Origin of the sequence: Paenibacillus hexagrammi, assembly GCF_021513275.1 — a bacterium.
GTDB classification, from domain to species: Bacteria; Bacillota; Bacilli; order Paenibacillales; family NBRC-103111; genus Paenibacillus_E; species Paenibacillus_E hexagrammi.
The window spans coordinates 2,366,703-2,390,399 of record NZ_CP090978.1 but is presented as its reverse complement, the minus strand read 5'-3'; the positions used below and the strand labels follow the sequence as shown (position 1 = coordinate 2,390,399).

Below are 23,697 nucleotides of genomic sequence, written 5' to 3'. Positions count from 1 at the left end.
TTTGGGGAGTATAATACTTGAGGCTAACTTCAATAAGCGTTGAAGATCAAATTACATCATAAAGGTGAACATAATGAGTGAAGAACACTATACGATATTTCACAATGATCCATACAACTATGTCGTTCTTAAGAGAAATAACTTTGTATCCAAAGAAGTCTTTCAAGCCAGTACGAATAAATCTCTTCAATTACTTAAACAGCATCACGCAGCAAAACTAATTATCGATGACTCCCTAATAAAGTTCGTTACTCCGGTTAATCAGGAATGGATCCTGGACGAATTCAGTAATACCGCTTTCACGAGTGGTGTTCGTTTCCTGGCCATAGTAACTCCAGAGACACTAATTGGGAAATATACCGTGGACAAGATCTATGAGCAAGCACCGGTACGCACTACGACATCTATAGAAGTGAGATCTTTTAGTCACATAGATGAAGCGGAATCTTGGATCAGAGAAAAAAATAGACGTCGAGATTTACTCGACAGCCTAGGATCAGGGACACCCGCAAGGGTGTCTTTTCATATGATCGTTTACCCATGAGTCGGAATCCAACCGACAATTTGCAGAATCGTAATCAATACTTCAATCACAATCAGAATCACGACAATCCATTCGACAAACAGCCCCCGGATGGAATGGCTAATATTCGAAAATCCCTCTAAGATATGATAAAGCGTGTCCGTCTTACTCTTTATGATTTTATACCGGTCGTTGAGTTCAAAAAAGTTCATCATCGCATCATAAAATTCGTTGGCGGAGCTGTGAGTCCACGTCAATTCGGGCTTATCCAAAATCATAATATACGCGAGTGTGTTGTACTCGTGACGAATGACCCTTGCCGTTGTTTGGGCCAATTCCTTATTGCCGATACGCAGCTTCCCTCGCTCCAGCCTGTCAATCATATGCTCCAGATTATCCTGAATTTTGCCGAGCTGCTCTTCAATCCGTTCAAGGGCTACCGATTTTGCCAACACCGTAGAGATCAATTCGGGCAGGAAAAACTCGTATTCCCGGACCACCACATATTCATCCGTCAGTTCCATTTGCTGTGATTCATCGATATGAAGACTGTAGTCATCCGTATAGGAATAGCTGGTTCTCAGCTGGATAGCAGGTTCGAAGCTTTGGATAAAGGAAAGAAAAACTCGCATTTCATCCTCGTTGGCATGATTGACGAACACAATGCTGCCAAATGAAAAAACCATGACCTGCTGAAACTCTTGGATCTCTTTATTATAGATGGTCTTTAAAACCGACTGGCGAATGATAAGCGGCTGTTCCCAGGTATATTTCTTGGGAATTCCGCAATGAATAGCAATTTGGTTCAAATCAATTTCATTGGTCATCGCAATTGCCTTAAACTTGATCTCGTTCATAGGTTCAACCCTTCTGGTTGTCAAAAAGTGATGCCACTATTTTTCACCAATCTTGCCGGTTTCATCCAAAGTCAGTTGTGAAATTGACTGGTTGATGTCGTTATTCATCGTGCTCCCGTTCGCAACGGACCTCAGTGAAGAAATTTAAAGGAAATAGAGTGGGCACATCCTTTTTCCCAGGCACTTGAACGAATTCTACGAAATCCTTGCCGACACGGATTAATTTGCCGGTTAAAGATCCAATTTCTTCAGCAGTAGCTGTCAAATCAAATGGTTTAACATGCTTCACCGGATGTCTCAGCACAATAAAAAAGGAAGTTTGAAAAAAGATCTGGTTGGTGCCTACCGTAAAGGTTGTAGCCGTAACGTTAGACAGTTTTCCTGTTGTTTTGGTCAATTGCGGAAACCCCGGTGTAAACACTGTCACTGTTCTTCCCAAAAGTGGCTGCAATCGTTGAACTAAGGTTATGTTTTGCGGCGCTGGACAGCCCTGGATATTGTTATCGCTCATCGAGTGACCCTCCCTAATTGTGGAACTTCGTTATTGTATGCGTAATTTTCGCATGGGAGTGGGCATCGAGGGCGATTTTGTCCATAAATCATAAAAAGAAACCGCCGCAGCTTAGAACAGGAACATTCTAGACTACAGCGGTAATCACACTTCATAAGTTTACCGAATGATCATTCCCATAAGCCCCACAAAAGTTGAAGCTTGATGACTAGCAATCATACAACCATCTAAATCGTCTGCTTCCACAGTTAGAACATCGAAGCTACAATCGCTAAGATCTACTCCCTTTAACTTTGTTCCGACCATATACATTTGATCCATGTTACAACGGGTAAAGTTTAATTTTTGATGAGCAGCAGTGTAAAAGTCGGCACTAAGTAAGGAACAATCCTCAAAACTCACCTGTTTCATATTTATGAAACGAAAATTAGAAAAATCGCCCAAACAGTTTAGAAATCGGACATTTTGCAACCTGCTTTGTGAGAAATTCGTTCCAATGAGTTTACAATTTCTAAACTCGGTACGATGGATGAATGAAGTTGTAAAATTCACATTTGAAAAATCACAATTCTCGAACACCATATCTGTAAACTCGATTTGTTCGAGCGATGACTCCGTAATGGTTACATGTCTAAACATCATTTTCTCCATAGAAACCCTGACGGCCTCTTGATGCTCTATGGTTACATTTTCAATAACTCCGTTACTGATCTCCTCTTTTGATTCGAAAGACACGATTGACATTGTTTCGAGAGTCTCAGTAAGAATTTTGGGCGGTTCAATCTTAAAGTCCATTTCTCCCTCCATCATATGTTCCGACTATTCCCAGACCATTTTACCATACACAACCCATGTTTCGCCTTCCGCTGCTTCTCCTGCCGCAGACCGATTTGTCGACATACGTTAGATGTTATAATACTCATATCCTATTCAGGAAGGGATGGTTACTTATGCTGCATCTCATCATCGGCATCCTTGCCGCGATTTTGCTGTGGAAGGTACTAAAGGTCACCTTCAAGCTGCTTATATGGCTCATTCCGATTGGATTGATTTGCTTTTTCTTGTTTCCGCATTTGTTATTATTCGTTGGAGGATTCGGATTCCTAGCCCTTGGTTTATTGGGAACCTTGCTCTTGATCGGGATTGGCGGACTGTTGTTTTCGTTTGGAGACGACTAATCTTCATTATTTATAGATTAGCTACGGAAGCTCGAAATAGACCCTGCTTTATCGATAAACTGACAACGGCAGCCTCAATTGGCTGCCGTTTCTGTTTGTCATTTTGTGCCTTTTTACAGTTGGTTATATTCATCATCGGTTACGGGTTCCAGCCAATCTGTTTGCCCTGGTGTAAGCGCTAAATGGACAAACCAGCTATCCTTTGTAGCTCCGTGCCAGTGTTTCACATTCGGTGGAATGTTGACCACATCGCCTGTTTGGAGTGATTGAGCTGGTTTTCCTTCTTCTTGATACCAACCCTCACCGCCAGTAACTAATAATACTTGCCCGGCGTGGTGAGAGTGCCAATTATTGCGAGCGCCTGGAGCAAACGTGACATTTCCGATAGCTGTATTGAGTGGTGTTGGATCGGTAAACACCATTTGTAAGTATGCGTCACCGGCAAAGTATTGCTCTACTTTTTGTCCTAACGGAAAGATTGTGCTGTTGCTTAATTGTTCGTTTTTCATGGATTACTCCTACTTTCTTTCGTTGTCATTCAGATTTTCTCCAAATATTACTCATTTAGTCCCCGCGCTGAGGAACTTTGTTATTCATTGTCCATCGTGCTGATGTCGATCACAAATCGGTACCGGACATCGGAAGCCAATACGCGTTCCCAGGCTTCATCAATTTCCTTGGCGGATATGACCTCGATCTCAGGAGCTATACCATGTTCAGCGCAAAAATCAAGCATTTCCTGTGTTTCACGAATGCCGCCGATCATCGATCCGGCAAACGACCGGCGATGACCAATCAGTGAAAACACGTTCACAGATAACGGCTCTGCTGGCGCACCAACGTTAACCAAGGTGCCGTCCAGTGCCAAGAGCGAAAGGTAGGCGCTCATATCGATCTTCGCGCTCACCGTATTCACGATGAGGTCGAACGATCCAGCCAGTTGTGTGAACGTCTCGGGATCGCTAGTGGCATAATAATGATCTGCTCCAAGCCGCAAGCCGTCTTCTTTCTTTTTAAGTGACTGTGACAAGACGGTAACCTCTGCTCCCATAGCATGAGCAAGCTTCACGGCCATATGGCCAAGACCCCCAAGACCTACAACAGCTACCCTTTTGCCGAGAGCAGCTCCCCAATGGCGCAGCGGCGAATACGTTGTGATACCGGCACAGAGAAGCGGTGCAGCAGCGTCAAGCTTCATTCCATCAGGAATTCTTACCACGAAATCTTCCGTAACGACAATGTGAGTGGAATAACCGCCTTGCGTATATTGCCCATACCTATCGATCGCTCCATAGGTGCCCGTCATTCCATTTAAGCAGTATTGTTCTTCCCCCTTATGGCAGTTTGCACACTCTCTGCAAGAGTCAACCATGCAGCCTACCCCTACCCGGTCGCCAACGGTATATTTGGTGACTTCCAAACCAACCTGAGTAACAATTCCGGCGATCTCATGCCCGGGAACGAGAGGATAGTTCACAGGTCCCCATTCGCCGCGAGCCGTATGAATATCAGAGTGACAGATTCCAGCATATTTAATATCAATTAGGACATCGTGAGGCTGAAGATCTCTCCGCTCAATCGTAGTTAGTTGAAAAGGACCATCTGGACTGAATGTAGCACGTGCATTAGCAATTATCATAAATAACCTCCCGCGATCCGATTAAACAACAACTGTTTATTATTATAGATAGAACCAAGCTGCTTTCAATGGTTAAAAGAACGTGTTTTGTTGATATCTCAACACTTGAATCAAAAATGTTGATTATCTTAGGAAAGTTTGGTGAGATGTATAATGGCAAAGGTGGACCGGAGAATTCTTAAATCACAAGAATCGATAAAAAAGGCTAAGTAGGGTCATAGAATGATGGATCAAAAATGGTATGCCTCATCCGCCACAAATCATGGCAGAACAAGTCGGAGCCTTATTGGGAAGAGGTTTATAGTGAGAAGATGTCCTTCAGTAAAGTGAGCAATCTGATCGATTAAAGCTTCCCCTCTCCTATCCTTCTTGCTGCATAAACTTTCGAAACTCTCTTGCTGTAATTCCTGTCGATTTTTTAAATATCGTACTGAAATAATGAGGGTCTTGGTAACCTACCATATGCGCGATTTCATAAGTTTTGGCATCGGATGTTTCCAGAAGCTCCTTCGCGCGCTTTAAACGAATGGAGGTTACGTATTCCGTAAAGGATTTTCCAGTGAATTGGCTAAAAAGAACACTGAAATAGCTGGGACTTACATTCACATAATCTGCAACAAGATGAAGGGACAATTCCTGACCATGATAATTCAGCTTGATATAGTTCTGCGCTTTTGCTATGAGATCATGGTTGTTCTTATGTTTTTTTCGATCCCGACGAGTGATTACAAATCCCAATAATTCAGAAATGAATGTGAAAGCGGCCCCATAATCTGTTATTTCTGTAACACTTGTCTCAAGCTGCAAAATCAATTCATCCTGTAATTGTGAATTCGTATTCGTTTCCCGAATGAATGGAAGCGCTGTCAGAAGTACATCCAAACATAGATGATAGCCAGTGAAGGACTGGGCCCAATCTGTGTCTTTAAACGGCGCGATGAACTGCTTCACGAATGCATCCACGTCCACGGCTTTTCCCGATTTGATAAATGCGATGAGTTTATTCCTGTCGATCTGAGTAAACTCTTTTAGTGCAATGGTGAAACGATTCTTACCATTTTTCTCTGCTTTTCTGGCAAAATGAGTCGATAGATCCGATACGGCTTCTTGGTAAGAGCTCGGAATCTTGTCTAACCTGCTCTTCCTTCCGCCTACACCTACATATAACTTACAGCTCAACATGATCTCCACATGAGGCACGTCTCTATGTATAAATTGCTCGGCCCGCTTCGTCAGCTCCTGCTCACAATTTCCCTTAACCAGCCAAACGACCGTATCGGCGTTCATTTGAAAATAAAAAGATTCGGTGAGTCGACACTGCACGAGACTGCATATCTCCTTAAGTATACCGGACCTATTGCCACGGTGATATTCATCATCTAAATGGGATTCGATAATCATAATCATATAGCGATCAGCCGCTAAATCCAGATTTAATTCTGCTGCTGACTTTCCTATGTCAATGGCATGAGTTGTACCGAAACAAAGTTCTCGGAGCAGTTTTTCGCGGGCAACCTGGATAAAGCTTTCCGCTCTTTGCTTCATGATCTCAAGCTCCATCATGCGCTGCCTTTCGGCATCAATTTGAGACGCTACCTTTCGCAAGATCCCGAGAAGCTCTGCCTGGGATATCGGTTTTAAACAATATTCAAACACACCGTAGCGAAGCGCTTCTCTCACATATCGGAACTCGTCATGACCACTCATCACAACAACTTTGACCGAAGGCATATTTTTTTTGAGAATTCGACTAACTTCCAGTCCATTCATAAAAGGCATTTCGATATCCGTGATTACAATATCCGGACTTACTCGTTCAATGACAGAGAGCGCAACCTCCCCGTCAGGAGCGTCACCGCAGTATATAAATCCTTCCCGCTTCCAGTCGATTCTCTCCCGCATAGCTTCTCTTACAAGAATTTCGTCGTCAATTACAAACACTTTTTTGATATCGAATCACCTCCATTAAGGAGCTAAATCAAGCTTTGATTCCATGAATGCGATTACACGCTCATCTTACCAAATTCCCCCTCCCCTGCTATACTTGGCGGTGAATCCGTTATGAAAATGCGATTTTCTAAAAAAAGAGAATCAATCTTCCGATACAAATACGACTCCATTGACAATAAGAAAAGACTGGTGAATGTTCACCAGCCTCTTTTCCACCTACCAGACTCAACTACATGCTCACCAGCTCAAAATCAATCTTGCCAAAGCTGCAAGATCCTCAATATCGATTTTGCCGTCGTGATTGATATCGCTGCTTTGCGCAGCTTCCCATCCTTCGTCTCCTTCTTGCAGTCCGTAGACGTTCGCCACGATTGCCAAATCACCGATACTGAGCTTATCGTCATGGTTGTGATCTCCCGGTATGGAAGTGATAACGGAGTTACGGAATGCTGTCAATGCTGCACTCAAATCCGTTGTCGCCTGCTCAATCTGCTCTTGTGTTGCTGTTCCATTGTCGGCCACTTTGACGGCTAGATCGATTGCAGTCTGCAGAGCCGCTTTGGCTCCGGTTGGATATTGTCCGGCATGATTGCCTTCTACAGCCGTATCATGTGCTTGTCGGGCTTCATCAATGAGGTCGTTCAAGGTGGTTTTATCTATAGTATTGATTTGTACCTGATAGGAAGCTCCGCTTAACTCTGTCTCAACACCTGCTTGATTGGCAGTCATTACTTGAGCAACTGCGATAGCCGCAATTCCTGAAGATACATCTGTTTTAGCTGTGAAGGTGAGTGTCATCAAGGATTTATTCGGATTCGTGCCGGACTCCGCCAAGTGGACGCCTAGTAATCGAACCTGTCCGGGAGATTCCTTCTGACCGACGATGGCGAACGTGTCTTCATCCAGGGACGTCGCAGAGGCGAAGTTCAGCTTATACGTGTCATAAGTCACAGTAATATCTTCCGCCGCTACCTCTTGACCGACATGCTGCAGTCCATATGTCAGATCAAACGATTGTCCGGAGGAGACAGAGTCGGGACCGGATAAGGTTGCACCGGCTATTGTACCGGCTTCTCCGATTTCGAACTGACTGCCAACCGGCGAATTCACTCCTTCGCCTCCAACACTCAACTGATAATCCCCGCTGACCGCCTCATTGGGCACGTAAGTAAAAGCAAAAGCACCATTCGGTCCGCTCGTTGTCTGATTCATGTAATCTACTTTTCCGTTTGGATCAATCACTCTGGCAGTTACTTCTGATCCTTCGCCTGCGGTGATATCGCCCTTAATGGTCACAAAGCGGGAGGCTTGATCAACGACGATGGAATCGAGATGTATCTCCTGATTGCCGGACAACGCATTCGCTCCAGCTGCCGAGGCAGAGACAGTCAGAGAAGCCGCGATCATAATCGACATACACAAGATTGTGATTCGTTTGTACATCGGGATGTTCCCTCCTTTACTGATTGATTTTGAAGTAAGCATGATAACGGAAATTATAAGCCTGGTACATGGGAACCAATGGAATACCATTGGTCGAAAAGCTTAACGTGCCTGTCGGTGTGATGGACTGGGACAAGTTTTCCGTGTTCAGCTTCAGATTCGTCCAGGATGTACTGTTGCTTTTGCCGACCATGAGGAGTGGTCCATACATGATGCTGCCGGTGCTAGGATCATCTGGCGTCTTCTCTAGACGCAGACTGAACGGCATGGAGATATCGATTTTGTCTCCAGGCGACCAGACCCTGCTGATGGTGACATAGGTACCGGGAACAGCCGCGATATTTTGTTCAACGCCGTTAACTTTAACCGTATACCCTTCCTCTACCCAGTATGGAACGCGCAGCTTGATATCCAGCTGGCCGCTGCCGTCAACAGTGAGTGAAGTTGCGCCTTCATTCGGATAAGACGTCGTTTGTTTAATCGTGAAGCCTTTAGCTTCCCAGTGCAAAGTCGAAGGAATATACAGATTGACATACAATGTCGATAAATCCGTTGAGTAGAAATAGATGGACTCCTGGTATTTCACATGATTCTCAAGACCGGTTCCCATGCAGCAGGTGAATGAATTATAGTCATTGGAATAGCTCTTTTGATTGCCCGGACCCAGCGGAACGAAGTAGGTCGTACCGCCATGCGGATCAGCTTGGTTCTGAGAAGCAAGAATGTGGTTGTATAGCGCTCTTTCATAGTAATCCATGTACTGCGGGTCCGGATTATGGAAGAACAGATTGCGCGTCAGTTTGAGCATGTTGTAGGTTGCACAGGTTTCGGCATCTTTATCGTCAATGATGGATGCGATAGCGTCAGCGCCCTTGAAAAACTCGCCTTCGCCGGTTCCACCGATGCTAAAAGTGCGTTTATCAACGACCATGTGCCAGAAGTTTTCGGCAACCTTGTAATAGCTCGCATCATTGGTTTGATCATAAACGCGCAGTGCGCCTGTAATTTGTGGAATATGCTGATTCGCATGTTTCCCCGTCAGTGTATCGATGTTGTCAGCTGTCGGAGCAAATAACGTCTCATTATCGAAAAATTGAGCAGTCTTCAAGTGCTGTTCCTTACCGGTAATCGCATACAGCTCAGCCATGACGTCATTCATTCCGCCGTACTCGCCGGCGATGTATAGACTCCACATCTTCTTCAGTTGCTCTTTGGGTAGTACGCTAAGCCTTCCGTAGACCCAATCGCCCATCTTATCGGCGATATCAAGCGCCTGTTCATTCCCCGTATAGCGGTACGCATCTACCAAACCGGCCATAATTTTATGTAGTGTGTAGTAAGGGGCCCAAATCGTTGGATAAGACGCGTAAGACTCCAGTTTTATGAATTGATCCTCGGAATATCCGCTCAAAAATCCCTCACTATAGCCCTGGGATGGCATTGCATCCTGAACCTTGCCTAATTCGGTGATCATATCATCAAGCTTATCCTTGAATCTCGTATCACCGCTGCTTGCATACGCCATGGACAATGCTGACAAATAATGCCCGGTGGAATGTCCGCGAAGATTGGAGTTCGGAGCATCCCAACCGCCCAGCGGCTGCGCTCCTTCTGTTGAGAGTCCGGCAGCGGCCCGGAAGTTGTACAGCATGCGGTCATTGTCCAGGAATAACAGCATGGAGTAGGTGCGATCTCTGTTTTCGGTGAAAGGGCTGGATTCCAGTGAAACCTGTTTCAAGCTAAACGGCTGTACGACCCAACTGGCATTGCCGGGCACTGCTTGAATGGTTGCGCTCTGGGAGAGGCTCCATGCACTTGCGCCATCCTTACTTACAGCTCTAACTGCAAAAGAGTGTGTAGAGTTATAGGTGCCGCTGTAGTGATAAGGACTTGTCACATGGTTCATAACAACTCCATCCACTTCCAAGTCGTAGCTTTCTGCTCCTTCCGTCTCCTCCCAGGACACGATCACTTGGGAAGTCCCTTCCTCCGTTACAGCGGCTAAGCCAGCGGGAATCGCAGGAGGTCCCGCAATGTGACCAAGCTGGACGACACCGGCAAGAGGCTGTAAGCTCGAGGCTTTGATATCATCGCCTTCCCACACAAACACCTTAGCGGTATAACCCGTAACGTCGGCAGGAAGCTCCAACTCCGCAGTCAGGCTGGCAGAAGATTGTGCCCCAACTTCTTTGGAGTCATGCACGGCTTGCCGCATTTTACCTTCCTGATCATAAAGTGCTAAGGTCACCAAAGCCGGAACGGCATTGTCGCTTGTGTTCTTTCCTTCTACCACAGTCTGCAGTTTCTCTCCCGGCATCAAACGGTTCGTATTCCAGGTAGCCTGGAACATTATGCTTTTTACTGAGACATGAGCAACTGCTTGAATCTCCGTTCCCTGAACATTTCCTTCAACTTGGAAATCTCCTGTCTGCGTGTACTGAGCAGAATCTATAGGATCCCATACGACCTTCATCTGTCTCGATGATTTCCCGTCGTTATATTCCCCAATCACGGAATCCGGAAGTGTCGGGGCTGTACCTGCTACAGTCTGAACATGGATGGCCTCGATACTCTTAATCGCAAGTACAAAGGACTTCTCAATGACCTTAGTATGGAAAATTTTCGTATCCATCGCCTGACCATGTGTCAATGTAGCTGTGAGGGTCACTTCTGCATCACCTTGGCCGTTGTCGGGTCGGGTGACTTTGCCGCTGGCATCCATGACACTTGCGTTACTCGTCTGCCAGGAGATCACAGACCCGAGTTGGCCAGTGCTAGGCAGATTCACATCTGAAGTAACACCTTCATCCAAATCCCCCAAACTAAGATTTTCCTTATCCGTACTCACAATCTCGGTATCGGATAGTAAAGCGAGCACCGTCACGTTGAACTCCCTGGTTACGCTGGATCCGTTCATCGAAATCGTAGCCGTCAAATCAACGTTGGCATTGCCTTGACCCGGCTCCGGTCGGGTGACTTTGCCATTAGTGTCAATAACGCTTTCATTACTGGACCGCCAAGTGATTGAAGAGCCAAGCGGTCCCTGCGTAGGCAATGTGATATCAGAATCAACGGTGAACAGATTGCCAAGATTAATCGAATCCCGATCCGATTTGACAATCTCATCGGCTGTCAGCCCCATCGCATCCATAATTTCGGAGCCGCTTAACGCTCTGTTATAAATACGGAAATCATCAAACTTCCCTCTAAATGTCGGATCTCCGCTGAACTGCGATTTTCCTATAAAATTTGCTGTTGTGTTTCCGAGACTGGACGGATTTAGGGTAAGCTCCTTATTTTCCGCTACTTTCACCCCATCTTCGTACAAAGTCCCTGTGCTACCGGAAATGACCAAAGCAACGTGCTTCCATACACCCGTGGCCAAGTCAGTTCCTTTGGTGACGTGCTCTTCACTTCCCCATCCATTTGTCGTAATCGCTGCAGCCAGACCTTCCGCTCCGTCATTTCTGCCGGTCGAGGTCAAGAATAGATAGCGAGTTGTGCCGCTGCCGAAATCAAATATCCGCGAATAGCTTTGCACACTATCCATTTGTACCCATGTCGATATCGTGATGGCTGTAGCGTTGTTTAACAAGTTATTGGGCAGCTGGACGTATCCGCCTGTCAAACTGATGGACTTGCCATCCCGTCCGTCAACCAGGGCCGTGCTGCCGACAACCGTAGCATCATTGCCTTTGCCGGACAAATCTTTAACCTTGCCTCCATCCGCTTGATCAAATTGATACCAAGCGAGCATGTCGTCAGCCGCGAATGCGACCGCCATAAACGATTGGAACAAGCTGGTGATCATTAGCGCTACTAAAAAAATCGCCATCCGTCGTTTCATTCTGGATCGTTGGATCATCAGTCTTTGTACCTCCTCCGTGTGAATTGTCATCGTTCCAGGCTTGCAGCAGCTGATCGGCAGATTCTTCCCGGGATCGAATAGCCTATCAGATACAAGCTTAAATATAGTTGCAGCTCGCTGTGTTTACAATTCAATTTCATTAGAGAAAAAGTAGAAATTCTTACTATGCCAGATGTCCTTATCAGCGTTACCGTGCATAAAAGTTCGTTATTTTTTGACATTCCGATCCTATGAAGTGAATAAATTTCACCTTTGTTTTGCTGATTTCGTTTGTTATATTTTGTACAGGAAAGGAGTTGATTGCCTTGAAATTATTAGCCATTCGAACATATAGCAGGGCCAGTCTGTTGTGGATGAGTGTTGCTTTAATCCTGTTCATACTGCTTGTCCTACTATCCTCCTTGGGAGATGCCCGCAGAACCATTCCCGAAACCCCAGCCGCGAGCAATACGGTTGCCATCGTGAATGGCTCCTCCCTCAGTAGAGATCAGCTGTACCAAACGCTTGTCAGTCTGGCCGGGAAGCAGGCCCTTGAACAGCTCATTACCGAGACGCTTCTGCAGCAGCAAGCGGATCAGCTAGGCATTGTCGTAACCGAAGAGGATATCGATAAGGATCTTAGTAAGATTAGGCGGGAATACAATTCCCCTGAGGAATATCGAACAAAGCTGTCCCAGGACGGATTTACGGAATCAACCCTGCGGGAGCAAATCCATACGCAGCTGCTGCTTCGCAAGATTCTTGGTCCGCAGACAGCTGTTAGTGATGATCAGGTCAAGGTCTATTACGATCAAAATAAAGCGCTTATCGCTTCACCGGAGATGATAAGGGCTTCTCATATACTCGTGAAAACAAGGCAGGATGCCGAAGCCATCCTCTCTCAGCTGCAAGCTGGAGCTGACTTTGCTGTACTGGCAAAGGAGAAATCAATTGATACCGGCACCAAGAATTCCGGCGGTGATCTTGACTACTTCCCGCGCGGTTATTTGGATACCAAGTTTGAAGAGGCCGCATTCGCTCTTGAACCAGGTCAGATTAGTGGAATTGTCGAAACAACGCAGGGGTTTCATATTATCAAAGTGACGGATCGGAGATTGGGTTCAACACCGACTTTTGACGAACGCAAAGAAGAGCTGCGCAACGAATTAATCGATGCACAAGTGCATAATCTGGCTGGGCCTTATTTGGAAAAGCTTCGTTCCGAAGCAACGATCCAGCTGATGCAGCTTCAACCCTAAATCATAGGTAGGATTAGGAGGAGACACAGTGAGGAGAATTCGAAGCATAGCACTCAGCATGCTGCTCGCAGTTTCTTTGCTAGGCTGTGGAAAAGAGGGTCCTCAGACCCCCTTAACAAGCCAGCAATTTGACGATATGCTCCATGATGTGAAGAAATACAAAGGAAGCCCGGTAGAGATATACGGAGCAGTGTTTGCCACACCTCAAAGGTTGGAGAAAATGGTCTATCTCCAAGTCTACGCGGACCCCGTTAATTATGGAAAAAGCGTGATCATCGCTTTCGAAAATCCGAGCCTGGATGTGGGGAATGGCGACTATATCCATGTGGTAGGAAAAGTGAAGGATGAATTCACAGGAGAAAATACGTTCGGCATCAAACTATCCGTACCGCGCATTATAGCCGACACCGTAGAAAAAACGGGTCCGCATAATGTTATGTCTCCTCCTTCCAACTGATGGTAACTGATACAATTCCCGCATTTTGCAACACTATGTCTGAGACTGGTAGCTACGACTCAATCTGAGTGATCAGCACTAATCCCCATGCATGAATAAGCAGGCCCTCGCATCTCCACTTAGTAAGATGCGAAGGCCTGCTCTCTTCATGAAACATTGGTTAAGCTTCTGCTGTATTTACGAAAAAGTTGGCCGGGCCCTTCAACCGATCAAGAACAATTGCACGGGTTTCTGTCGAAGGGATGACCTCCTCCAGCGTGCTCTTCATACACGCCAGCCAAGCGTCCGCTCGCTCTTGCGTAATCGGAAAAGGCGCATGCCGCGCTCGCATCATAGGATTGCCGTGTTCTTCCGAGTACAAAGGCGGTCCTCCAAAAACTGCGTTAAAAATTGATACTGCTTCCTCATTAGCGGAGCCATATCGTCAGGAAAGATAGGGGCAAGCACAGGATCCGCTAATACCTTTGGATAAAAGATCTCCACAATTTTTCTTATCGTGGCTTCTCCTCCCATATATTCATACATTTCCATATCATAGACCTCCCTAACCCATTCAATTCTACTTCAGTTTACACGAAATCCGGTCATAGGAGTGTGATGTGCATCACATTAATATTTGTATAAATCGTCCAATCACGACGTCTTGTCGTCCCATAAACCGCACCTCCTGTGCAACAATGGCAGCGGGATTGTTAATACTGAAGCGGGATTCTTACGGTTACCTCGGTTCCAATACCTTCTCTGGACTGAATATGCAATCGATAATTGCTGCCATATAGAATTATGATCCTCTGTTCCACGTTCTTAATCCCGATTCCCTTGGAGTGCGGACTTAGCAGCCCGGCTACCTTGTCGCTGCGCATACCCTTGCCATTGTCAATGACCTTGAACACGAGATCATTTCCGTCGATCTCTCCGCGAATAATGATAATCCCTTCCTTCTGCTCGTGATCAAAGCCGTGAATGATGGCATTCTCTATGATCGGCTGAAGAAATAGCTTCGGCACCTTGCAATCTCCCGGGAGATCGTCCACTTCGAAACGAAACCGAAAGATGCCCTCAAATCGAATCTCCATAATATGCGTGTAGCCTTTCAACCATTCCAGATCGTCCTTGAGCCGGACAATCTCCTGCTTGTTATTGACTGTATATTGCAGCATCGTGGAGAGACTAACAATCATGCGGCTGATCGCTTTTTGATCCTTCTCGATCGCCATCCAATTGATGATGTTGAGCGTATTGTACAAAAAATGCGGGTTCAGCTGAAGATTGAGCGCCATAATCTCGGCTTCCTTTTCCCGAAGTGTCACTTCATAATTCTCCCTGATCAGGTCTTGAATCTTCTCGTTCATTTGATTAAATTTTTTTGATCAAAATGCCGAATTCAAAGTCGGCCTGCTCGGGAATCTTAGTCGTAAAGTCGCCATTGCCCGTGATATGGGTCGCAACAATTAGCTTTTTAATCGGTTTCGTCATCCACCCTGAGAAAATGTAAGCTGCCAGCATAGCCAATATGGTTAATCCTGCAGCCACGAAAAGTTCCATGGACCGAAACATGGGTAATTCTCCAACCAATTGCTTATAAGGAACCACCGAAACGGTTTTCCACCCCGTCACCTTTGACGTTTCAAAGCAAATTAGCATCTTCTCCCCGTTGATTTCCTTGATCATCGTACCGCTTTTATTTTGAAAACTATCCTCCAGGTATCCGTTGGTGTCGATTGTTGCTAATTTGGACGTATCCGGATGATAAACGATATCCCCTTTGTCTGACACGACGTACAAGTAGGAGCCTTGAAGAGGCGTGCTGAATTTCAGAATTTCGCGGTAAAACGACTCCGTAAAATTGATGAGCAGCACGGGACGCTCTATGGATGGATCAAGCGGATGAATGACTCCGTCTACGATCGGAGCACTGTTGATGACCCTAGCTCCGGAAAACATAAATTTGATCTTGGGATCCAGGCCTTGAAGCTGGTACTGGTTAAAAGTTTTTGTATAGTCATAAGTCGGGATCCAAATGAATTTCCCTCTATTTTCAGCAACTCTTGAGTAAATGTCGGACGAACGGAAGCCCTCTGGAGAAACAGAGAAAAAAGGAGAATTCGTGGTATAAGGTGTGCCGCTGCCGCCAAAGCTGTAATAGCTGGTGACCAGCTGTGCCGAATAGTGATCCGAATTTTGACTAAAATATTTGTTAAGGATCATGGTGACTCTCTTATCCATCTTGACCAGGTTGTAGTCGCTTCTGTCCGTTAAATGTTCAAACACATCATAGAGATCAGGATCGGAATTCAGTGAAAGGGTCCTCTCTTCAATCCCCTGTAAAATCATGTCGATCATTTCGTTATTTTTCTTCACGATTTCCTTCATGCTTTCCCGTGAATTGTTCAAAATGATATCCAAGCTGGTATTGTAGTGCAAAAATCCCGTAAGAATGGATGGAATGGAAATCAGCATGACATAAAATATAATCATTTTTGTACGGAAGCGCAGACGCATGAATCTATGAACAATTTGACGAATGAAGGAAGGAACGAATCTCATCAGGGCAGCCTACACCTCCCGGGCGTGAGACATGCTTCTTGCAATCGTACGATATTCCTCCGGTGTGAGCCCGAATTCTTTTTTGAAAACGCGATTAAAATATTTAGCGTCATGGTACCCCAATTTGGCCGCAATATGGTACACTTTATCGTTGCTATCCATAAGAAATTCCTTAGCTTTGGTCAATCTGACTTGGGTTAAATATTGACTGAAGTTGATGGTCAGTTTGTTTTTGAAATAATTGCTGAAATATCCCGGGCTGAAATGCATGATCGCAGCAACCGATTCGAGTGACAAATCCTCCATATAATGTTCATCGATGTAAGCAAGGCATTGATAAATAAGCGCATCCTTGCGCTTTTGCTTCATTTCATGCAATTTCTTGGAAATGAGGAGAAGAACCGCTGAGACATTGGATTTCAGACACTCCAAATCCGGGACATCCTTTACTTCACGTTGCATGACATCAAGAAGCCAGCTGCGTACCTCTTCTTGACCCAGATATTCAATGGAATTGATCACTTCTGTCAACAACTGAGTGCTATACGAGATAATTACAGCCCGTATTGGCCGCCCCGTCGCGAGTAAACGATCGTACAGCTGCTCGACGGGCAGTTGAAACTCCGGATCTTCACATTTTTGCAGCCGTTCGATGAATGCCTCCGCATCTTTGCTCTCAAATACCAGCGCATGATCGGACAACATCATCGATTGTTTAAATGCATACACTCGCCGGCCAGGCAAGTAAAATCGGCTTTCGCATGCAAGCTTCGCCTCGATTAGCAGGCGGGATCCTTCTGATAGGATATCAATCGCTTTATCGCTAATTCCGACCGTGATTCTCAGTTCTGAGTCAACGAAATCCTTCTCTATGTCGATCATGGCAGCAGTCAGTCTTTGTCCATCACTTTCAGAAAGCTCTGCATTCGTAACCATAATGAGTTGGTTCGCATGATTGTCAATCATACAGCAGCAGCACGAATGCTCTCCGCCAGTCAGCTTCTCTAATGCTTTCTGAATTTGTAAAACAATCGGCTCTACTTTCAGCTTATACCTTCCTGTGCTTTGCATATCGATCAGCATGACCCTGCCTGCCCCGCGAAAACCGACGATTTCTTCCACCTCTTGAAGAGTGGCCGTAAGTTGTTCCCCCTTTAGCCATCTGTTCATAACGCTCTGCTGATATACGGGGACGACGCGTTTCAACTGCCGTTCCATATTCGCCATTTCCTCTTGCACAAGCAGCTCTTCTTGGATACTTCTCTCTGCTCGTTCAAGCACCTGGGTGAATTTATCGATATCGACCGGCTTGAGCAAATATTCAAAGGAGCCCAACCCAATCGCTTTTTGCGCATAATCAAAATATCCATAACCGCTTAAGAAAATCACTTTCCTTGGACCTGATTCGTACGGTAGATTGCCGATAAAGTCCAATCCGTCCTTCAGAGGCATTTGAATATCAGTAATTATGATCTGGAACGTCGTTTGCTCACATATCGCGAGTGCTTCCACTCCATTTTTAGCTGTCCGAATGACATATTCGGGTCTGAGAGATTGAAGCATTCTGGAAAGCCCCGCCAGATGTCTCGGCTCATCGTCAACTAGAAGAACATGATACATGACCTTACGCCCCCTGATCCATCAAAAAATGGTGAATCCGTTTCATATTGGTGTATTTTCCAATCCAACATCTTGCCGGGTCCCTGATGTATATCTCATCATAATGATTGCGCTTTCACATTGCAACTGTACGATCTTTAGAAAGGTGCATTATTTCAACACAAAGAGGGCGGACCGAGGTCCACCTTCTTTGATGATCAAGCAGAGCTAACTTGATTCACCTGTGCGAGAGCGGATCAAAGTTCATCCTCCGCTTCCCGCTACTCCTTAAACAGGAATCTGGCGAGTGCAGCCAAATCTTCGATATCGATCTTGCCATCGCTGTTCAGATCTGATTTGGCATAAATCGCCCAATCCGAATCTGCAGCGGTTTTGCCGTAAGCGGCTGCGACGATAGCCAAATCGCCGATGCTCACTCGGCTGTCGCCGTTCATATCACCTTGGCGTGTGTGATTGACGGAGTCTTTGAAGGTTTGGAGCGCTGCTTGCAAATCGGTGATGGCCTGAGTGATTTGCTCTTGAGTAGAGTCGGATGCTACTGCAATCGCCGCTGCACGGTCAATAGCCGATTGCAGGTCTGCTTTGGTGCCTGCAGGGTACTGCCCTGCCTCACTACCTTCTACCGATGCATCGTATACGCTTTGTGCTTCTGCAATCAATGCTCGCAGAGCTGATGTATCGATCGCATTCACCATGATGCTGACGCCCGAGCCCGCAAGAGCCGTCTCTTCACCGCTAGCGTTCGCAATGCTTAGCTGCGATATTGCGAAGTTCGCACTACCGGAGGCGGCAGTGTCTTTGGCACGGAAGCGCAGCTTCAATAGATCTCCGTTCACAGTTGCGCTTCGGTCTCCCGTGTTGGCAAGGATAAGTCTGACGGTGCCTGGGGCTGCTTTTTCACCTACAAGTTCAAAATTCCCATTCAGTAGACTCTGATCCACACCTTCGTATTCGAAACGATACGTATCGAAGGTTACGGTTGCATCCTGTGCCAGCACTTCCCCTGTCACATCTTGTAGAGCTAGGGTCAGAACAAATTCCTTCCCGCTCCGAACGCTGGTCGGTCCGGTTAAAAGACCGGAAGCGGCTGCATCTCTAGTTACCGTGATAACGGCTTGCGCCGGTAGATCCGTACCTTGCACCGTGCCGAACACGGTAAAAGTGCCTGCCGCAGCATATTGAATCGGCTGCAACTCATCCCACGTAACAGCCAGCTCCTGCGTGGTGCCGTCCATATAATGAGCAGTGACGGTCGCAGGAAGAATCGGTGCCGCTTTGGCTGCTGTTTCGACGTTTATCGTTGGAACGCTTTCTACCGGATTGGCCTCATAAACCTTCCACTCTTCCATACCGGTTGCTTCCTTGCCTGTTCCAGAGAAGGTAAGACGAAGTTTAGTCGTTGTCACCGCATCAAAGGTCGTTGTATTGTATTGATTCAGCGCGAGTCCGTTGCCAACCGCATTAGGTACATCTACGTAGGCACTGCCGTTCCAATATTCAACCTTGCTGGATACCGGCGCTTTGACGCCTCCTGTATTACCGTCGGCGAACCAGTACACATCCATCTTGTTCACTGTTACCGGTATACTCCACGTCAATTCTGCCGTTTCGGTACCAAAATTCGGCCAGTTATTATAATTCGGCGTCGCTCTGGAGCTGGTGGGTTCTACACCGTCATTGATATATTTGTACATGTTCGCACCGCCCTGTGCATGAGTTGCAGAAGCGGCTGCCTTAAGTGCAAGATTCGGTTTAGCCGGATCTAAGGTAACAATGACCGTTACGGAGGCTGTCAAGTCGGTTTGCTCTGCCGTACCTTTGACCGTAAACTGTCCAGGCAATTTATATTGGTCCGCATCCACTGTCTCCCACGTAACATGAACATCCTTGTAAGAGCCGTCCGTGTAGGAAGCTTTCACCGTTGACGGCAGATCAGGCGCATGCCCGGCTGTTGTTACCGCTTTGGTGGCGGTAAGACCGTTCACATACACTTGGCCTTCTACCGGATCTACCATAATCGTCGCCTGAACTCTAGCGTCCGATTCTGCGGTTGTCCCTTCCACGGTGAATTGTCTGGGTGACACATACTGGGAATCCGGAATATATGCCCAGGTAATCGGCACTTCTTTCGTTCCACCGTCAACGGTATTCGCTGTGAGCACGTTCGGCAGCTGTGCCCGTGTCCCTACCGGTGTATGAACACTTACAGGACCTTGGATGCCCGAAACCGTCCTAGGATCATACACTTTCCACTCTTCAATCCCAGTGGCTGACGAACCGTCGGCGACGACCTCCAAACGCAGCTTCTTCGTTGAGACCATATCGAATTTCGTTGTATTAAATTGATTAGTCGCCAGTCCATAGCCGCTCGGGTTTGGTACTTCAACAAAGTTACTGCCGTTCCAATAGGACAGTTTATAGGAAACAGGTGGTTTCACGTTCACGCCGTCCTCATACCAATACACATCCATGGAATCTACCGTGCGCTCATCGGCAAAATCGTACTCCACCCATTGGGTTCCCCTCTTTGTTACGTACACGTCTTTGCTGCGGTCCTTGGAAGTATCAGGCTCATATCCGTCATTTAGCGCTAGAATGGTCTCATTCGGATCGATGTAAGACGTGGATGCGGAGGCGAAATAGGCGATATTATTGTCAATGGCCGCAGGTCCGGCCCTGTTTTTGTCTGAACAACCTTGTTCAGAGTGCCATCCGGGTTCACGGTAATCAAATCAACCGCCACATTGCGCTGATAATCAAACCCGTCTGAAACATCGGAGGTATGATAGACAAAATAATAGTTGCCTCTAAAGTATTGAATAGCATCATGATTGGTCGGTGAACTTGTCACGTCATTAATGGTTCCCTTGTACGTCCAGGGTCCGGCTGGGCTGTCGCTCATCGCATAATCAATCGTAGCGGGATTTGCCCCGGCGGCGTAGGAGAAATAATATTTATCGCCAATTTTGTTCAAATAAGGCGCTTCCCAATATCGGGTCAAACCAACCGGAGTAATGACGGAACCGCTGTACGAGATCATATCTGCATTCAGCTTCACCATTCTTACTGAATTGTACGATCCCCAATACAAGTAGGACTGTCCATCGGTATCCGTGAAAATCGTCGGATCAATGTTGAGCGAGCTGCCATTAACCGTCGAGCTGTTGATGAGCGAAGTTCCGATTGCATCCTTCCACGGTCCCATAGGGCTGTCGGCTACTGCTACGCCAATTGCAAAGCCGCTTGCCGTACCAACCGGGCAGTACCAATACCATTTGCCATTCTTTTCAATGGTTTGACCTGCATAAGCCTGACCAGTTGCCCAGCTAAATACATCATACCGCATGGCTGGTCCGTTGTCGTTCCAGTGCTGCATATCCGTCGAGCTCAAGATGTGCCAATCGTTCATCAGAAAATCTGTTGCTGTTTTCGGAGCCTCATCGTGCCCGGCATAAATATAGAACGTATTTCGATAGGTCAAGGCGCCCGGGTCTGCTGTAAAAATATTCGCCAGTAAGGGGTTCCCGATTCGAGTTGAGACATTCGGTGCCGTTACGGAGATGTTCGCTGTTACCGGCAGACTTGAACCCGCAACGGCGCCCTTAACTGTAAAAGAGCCCGGCTGTGCATATTGAGAAGAAGCGATCGTCTCCCAAACCACAGGAATGGCTTCGCTGGTTCCATTTCCATAAATAGCGGTAACGGTTGCCGGCAAAATTGGCATCGTACGCGGTGTGGTAATCGTCGTCACAGGCTTGTAGCTCGAGATTTGCGGCGCAATGACGGTCACATTTGCGATTGCCTTATCAGCAAAGCCTGGAACCGTGCCTTCTACGGTAAAATTACCTGTATTTGTGTATTGCGAAGGATCCACTTGCTCCCACGTTACGCTCGCATATCCGTTCGTTCCGTCGCTGTAGCTGGCTGGGACGGCTTCAGGCAGCATAGGAGCGGCGCCCTTTTTGAGTCGAAAGCTCGGCGGGAGAAATGCCGGTTATCGCTGCACCCTCAGTAAGGACTGTTACATGCGCCTTAGCCGGGAGTGTGGTTCCCGCTACGGTTCCGTTAACAGTGAACACACCGGCTTGCGCATATTTTGAAGGCTCCATCGTTTCCCAAATTGCTCGCTGCAGGCCGGTTGACCCGTCACTCAGCACAGCATTAATTTGGTTAGGAAGCTGAGGAACATTCCCCTCTTCCGTCTTCACATAGGTATCGTACAGAGCGTTAATCGAACGGACGGCTACCGTTGCCGAAGGACGTGCCACTCCGGATGGTCTCCCCGGGATCGTAGGGTTATTGACTGTAAACCTGCCTTCTGCCGCATAATTGGATGCAGGTATGGACGGCCAGGTCACACCCGTAACTTGCGCCGTTGATCCATCATTATAAACAGCCGTGATGGATGTGGGCATTACAGGTGCAACACCTGTAACGGTGTACACCGTAGAGAACGGCTGGTAGCTGACAATGGTTTTCGGAGCAACAGTTACGATCGCGTTCGCTTCAACGGAAGTACCCGCAACGGTTCCTTTCATGGTGAAGGTACCCGCATTTGCGTATTGGGCAGGGTCCATCGCCTCCCATACCACATCTATGGATGCTGTTGTGCCGTTATCATAAATGGCTGTAACCTTTGATGGCAGTACAGGTGCATTCCCCGCAATAGTTGAAACGTCCGCAGCCGCGATCGAAATAATGGACGTCGGTTTGACCGTGATCGTCGCTTTGGCAGGAATTGAAGTCCCTTCGACCGTACCTGTGATTGTAAATTGCCTCGGCTGCTTTAGCAGCTCTGGGTCATAGGTTTCCCAGGTGACCTGATTGGTGATATTATCCACGGAACCGTCGCTGTATAAAGCTTCAATCGCTGCGGGCAGCTGAGGAGGTTTCCCGACATAAGTTTCGATTTGTTCTTCCGAAATACCGGTCAATGTTACCTCATCCGAAGCTCGAACATATACGTCTGCTTCGGCTTTCACATTCGTTCCTTCTACATCTCCGGTTACCGTGAAGCTTCCCGGATTCTCCAATTGGCTAGATGTAATGGAATCCCATTGTACATTCGACTCCATGAGGGTACCGTCGACGAGAACCCTTGTAACCTTGGCAGGCAGTTCAGGCTGTTTGCCGTGAAGCGTGCTGACTTTTGTCTTCTTCACATTAGCTGTAGGCGTTGCGTACACTTTCCATTCCAGAATGCCGGTCCACTGCGCCCCTCTGGTTATTGTCATTCGCAGCTTCGTTGTGGTAACAGGAAGAAACGTCGTCGTATTGTAGGTATCAAGAGCAACTCCGTTACCCACGGCCGCGGGAACGTCTACAAATGCTGCGCCGTCCCAATATTGAAGCTTACTGGCCGTCGGGGCCAAGATACCTCCATTGTCAGTCCACCAGTAGACGTCCGATCGGTTGATATTTACCGGAGTCGGCCAATCATACTCCACCCATTCAGTTGCTGAGCTGTGGTTCCAGTTGCCGTATGCGCCTCCGGCTTTATCTGTTGAGCTTGTCGGATCGTAGCCGTCCTGAATCGCGCTAAGCTTCTCCCAGGATGAGACATAGGAAGTGCTGGGGGTAGCTGAAGAAGCCAAATTCACTTCGTCGGTAGGAGCAGATACAGAGCTTGAAGATACTAAGGTTGATGCTTCCCCTGTATCCGTACTTGCATACCCGGGCAAGACGACAGGTTGAACCGAACATAATAAGGTTAGTGCCGCAGCAGTGACGGTAAGGGAGTTGTTAAACGATGATGGTTTCTTCTGCCGTACGCCTCTCGATTTAAACAGCATGATTCTTCCTCCTACTATCATTGTTCATCGACACAAGAAATCAGGGGGGTCAACATATGCCGCCCCCCTGATGA

At 46.9% G+C, this 23,697-nt stretch carries 18 protein-coding genes and 1 pseudogene; 4 read left to right on the top strand and 15 right to left on the bottom strand.

Annotated elements, in window-relative coordinates; all coding sequences use genetic code 11:
- The first annotated feature begins 73 nt into the window (after positions 1–73).
- On the top strand, positions 74–544 hold the full coding sequence (locus tag L0M14_RS10540; protein WP_235122059.1) for a hypothetical protein: 471 nt from the start codon (positions 74–76) through the stop codon (positions 542–544).
- On the opposite strand, the gene L0M14_RS10535 is transcribed toward L0M14_RS10540, so the two are convergent.
- The 3 genes from L0M14_RS10535 to L0M14_RS10525 all read right to left on the bottom strand — a co-directional run bounded on the left by L0M14_RS10535 (position 535) and on the right by L0M14_RS10525 (position 2,686).
- Positions 535–1,380 carry an RMD1 family protein gene (locus tag L0M14_RS10535; RefSeq protein ID WP_235122058.1) on the bottom strand — a complete coding sequence of 282 codons (846 nt, stop codon included), beginning with the start codon at positions 1,378–1,380 and terminating at the stop codon, positions 535–537. The two genes, L0M14_RS10540 and L0M14_RS10535, sit on opposite strands and share 10 nt — an antisense overlap.
- A gap of 100 nt (positions 1,381–1,480) precedes the next feature.
- Positions 1,481–1,891, bottom strand: coding sequence for a hypothetical protein (locus L0M14_RS10530; protein WP_235122057.1), 411 nt, complete (start codon positions 1,889–1,891; stop codon positions 1,481–1,483).
- Between the two features lie 159 nt (positions 1,892–2,050).
- Positions 2,051–2,686: a pentapeptide repeat-containing protein gene (locus L0M14_RS10525; RefSeq protein ID WP_235122056.1), complete on the bottom strand. Its 636-nt coding sequence runs from the start codon at positions 2,684–2,686 to the stop codon at positions 2,051–2,053.
- Positions 2,687–2,841: 155 nt separating this feature from the next.
- Here L0M14_RS10525 and L0M14_RS10520 point away from each other — a divergent pair, with 155 nt between their 5' ends.
- Positions 2,842–3,069: a hypothetical protein gene (locus L0M14_RS10520; RefSeq protein WP_235122055.1), complete on the top strand. Its 228-nt coding sequence runs from the start codon at positions 2,842–2,844 to the stop codon at positions 3,067–3,069.
- 113 nt (positions 3,070–3,182) lie between these two features.
- On the opposite strand, the gene L0M14_RS10515 is transcribed toward L0M14_RS10520, so the two are convergent.
- From L0M14_RS10515 to L0M14_RS10490, 5 genes are all read right to left on the bottom strand, one after another.
- Positions 3,183–3,578, bottom strand: a complete 396-nt coding sequence (locus L0M14_RS10515; RefSeq protein ID WP_235122054.1) for a cupin domain-containing protein — start codon at positions 3,576–3,578, stop codon at positions 3,183–3,185.
- 80 nt (positions 3,579–3,658) lie between these two features.
- On the bottom strand, positions 3,659–4,708 hold the full coding sequence (locus tag L0M14_RS10510; protein ID WP_235122053.1) for an NAD(P)-dependent alcohol dehydrogenase: 1,050 nt from the start codon (positions 4,706–4,708) through the stop codon (positions 3,659–3,661).
- A 360-nt stretch (positions 4,709–5,068) separates the two neighbouring features.
- Positions 5,069–6,610, bottom strand: a complete 1,542-nt coding sequence (locus tag L0M14_RS10500; RefSeq protein WP_235122052.1) for a helix-turn-helix domain-containing protein — start codon at positions 6,608–6,610, stop codon at positions 5,069–5,071.
- Between the two features lie 285 nt (positions 6,611–6,895).
- On the bottom strand, positions 6,896–8,101 hold the full coding sequence (locus L0M14_RS10495; RefSeq protein WP_235122051.1) for a cohesin domain-containing protein: 1,206 nt from the start codon (positions 8,099–8,101) through the stop codon (positions 6,896–6,898).
- Between the two features lie 16 nt (positions 8,102–8,117).
- The gene (locus L0M14_RS10490) at positions 8,118–11,966 is read right to left on the bottom strand and encodes a beta-L-arabinofuranosidase domain-containing protein (RefSeq protein WP_235122050.1); all 3,849 of its coding nucleotides are present in this window, start codon (positions 11,964–11,966) and stop codon (positions 8,118–8,120) included.
- 308 nt (positions 11,967–12,274) lie between these two features.
- Between L0M14_RS10490 and L0M14_RS10485 the strand changes: the two genes are divergently transcribed.
- Both L0M14_RS10485 and L0M14_RS10480 read left to right on the top strand, forming a co-directional pair.
- Positions 12,275–13,207: a peptidylprolyl isomerase gene (locus L0M14_RS10485; protein WP_235122049.1), complete on the top strand. Its 933-nt coding sequence runs from the start codon at positions 12,275–12,277 to the stop codon at positions 13,205–13,207.
- A 28-nt stretch (positions 13,208–13,235) separates the two neighbouring features.
- A complete protein-coding gene (locus L0M14_RS10480) occupies positions 13,236–13,664 on the top strand; it encodes an LptM family lipoprotein (RefSeq protein ID WP_235122048.1) in 429 nt (142 codons plus the stop codon).
- Between the two features lie 160 nt (positions 13,665–13,824).
- Here L0M14_RS10480 and L0M14_RS10475 read toward each other — a convergent pair.
- From L0M14_RS10475 to L0M14_RS10445, 7 genes and pseudogenes are all read right to left on the bottom strand, one after another.
- A pseudogene (locus tag L0M14_RS10475) lies at positions 13,825–14,177 on the bottom strand (globin domain-containing protein).
- A gap of 179 nt (positions 14,178–14,356) precedes the next feature.
- Complete coding sequence (locus L0M14_RS10470; RefSeq protein ID WP_235122047.1) at positions 14,357–14,974, bottom strand: sensor histidine kinase; 618 nt, start codon at positions 14,972–14,974, stop codon at positions 14,357–14,359.
- Positions 14,975–15,020: 46 nt separating this feature from the next.
- On the bottom strand, positions 15,021–16,211 hold the full coding sequence (locus L0M14_RS10465; RefSeq protein WP_235122046.1) for a PDC sensor domain-containing protein: 1,191 nt from the start codon (positions 16,209–16,211) through the stop codon (positions 15,021–15,023).
- A 9-nt stretch (positions 16,212–16,220) separates the two neighbouring features.
- Positions 16,221–17,831: a response regulator gene (locus L0M14_RS10460; protein WP_235122045.1), complete on the bottom strand. Its 1,611-nt coding sequence runs from the start codon at positions 17,829–17,831 to the stop codon at positions 16,221–16,223.
- Between the two features lie 260 nt (positions 17,832–18,091).
- Positions 18,092–20,341, bottom strand: coding sequence for an Ig-like domain-containing protein (locus tag L0M14_RS10455; RefSeq protein ID WP_235122044.1), 2,250 nt, complete (start codon positions 20,339–20,341; stop codon positions 18,092–18,094).
- Positions 20,342–20,421: 80 nt separating this feature from the next.
- Positions 20,422–21,777: a family 43 glycosylhydrolase gene (locus L0M14_RS10450; RefSeq protein ID WP_235122043.1), complete on the bottom strand. Its 1,356-nt coding sequence runs from the start codon at positions 21,775–21,777 to the stop codon at positions 20,422–20,424.
- The gene (locus L0M14_RS10445) at positions 21,767–23,623 is read right to left on the bottom strand and encodes an Ig-like domain-containing protein (RefSeq protein ID WP_235122042.1); all 1,857 of its coding nucleotides are present in this window, start codon (positions 23,621–23,623) and stop codon (positions 21,767–21,769) included. Before L0M14_RS10445 ends, L0M14_RS10450 begins: the two co-directional genes overlap by 11 nt.
- Between the last annotated feature and the right edge of the window lie 74 nt (positions 23,624–23,697).

Coding starts and splice junctions, on each gene's coding strand:
- L0M14_RS10540 (WP_235122059.1), top strand. CDS start 74: ATGAGTGAAGAACACTATACGATATTTCACAATGATCCATACAACTAT.
- L0M14_RS10535 (WP_235122058.1), bottom strand. CDS start 1,380: ATGAACGAGATCAAGTTTAAGGCAATTGCGATGACCAATGAAATTGAT.
- L0M14_RS10530 (WP_235122057.1), bottom strand. CDS start 1,891: ATGAGCGATAACAATATCCAGGGCTGTCCAGCGCCGCAAAACATAACC.
- L0M14_RS10525 (WP_235122056.1), bottom strand. CDS start 2,686: ATGGACTTTAAGATTGAACCGCCCAAAATTCTTACTGAGACTCTCGAA.
- L0M14_RS10520 (WP_235122055.1), top strand. CDS start 2,842: ATGCTGCATCTCATCATCGGCATCCTTGCCGCGATTTTGCTGTGGAAG.
- L0M14_RS10515 (WP_235122054.1), bottom strand. CDS start 3,578: ATGAAAAACGAACAATTAAGCAACAGCACAATCTTTCCGTTAGGACAA.
- L0M14_RS10510 (WP_235122053.1), bottom strand. CDS start 4,708: ATGATAATTGCTAATGCACGTGCTACATTCAGTCCAGATGGTCCTTTT.
- L0M14_RS10500 (WP_235122052.1), bottom strand. CDS start 6,610: ATGCGGGAGAGAATCGACTGGAAGCGGGAAGGATTTATATACTGCGGT.
- L0M14_RS10495 (WP_235122051.1), bottom strand. CDS start 8,101: ATGTACAAACGAATCACAATCTTGTGTATGTCGATTATGATCGCGGCT.
- L0M14_RS10490 (WP_235122050.1), bottom strand. CDS start 11,966: ATGATCCAACGATCCAGAATGAAACGACGGATGGCGATTTTTTTAGTA.
- L0M14_RS10465 (WP_235122046.1), bottom strand. CDS start 16,211: ATGAGATTCGTTCCTTCCTTCATTCGTCAAATTGTTCATAGATTCATG.
- L0M14_RS10460 (WP_235122045.1), bottom strand. CDS start 17,831: ATGTATCATGTTCTTCTAGTTGACGATGAGCCGAGACATCTGGCGGGG.
- L0M14_RS10450 (WP_235122043.1), bottom strand. CDS start 21,777: ATGCTGCCTGAAGCCGTCCCAGCCAGCTACAGCGACGGAACGAACGGA.
- L0M14_RS10445 (WP_235122042.1), bottom strand. CDS start 23,623: ATGCTGTTTAAATCGAGAGGCGTACGGCAGAAGAAACCATCATCGTTT.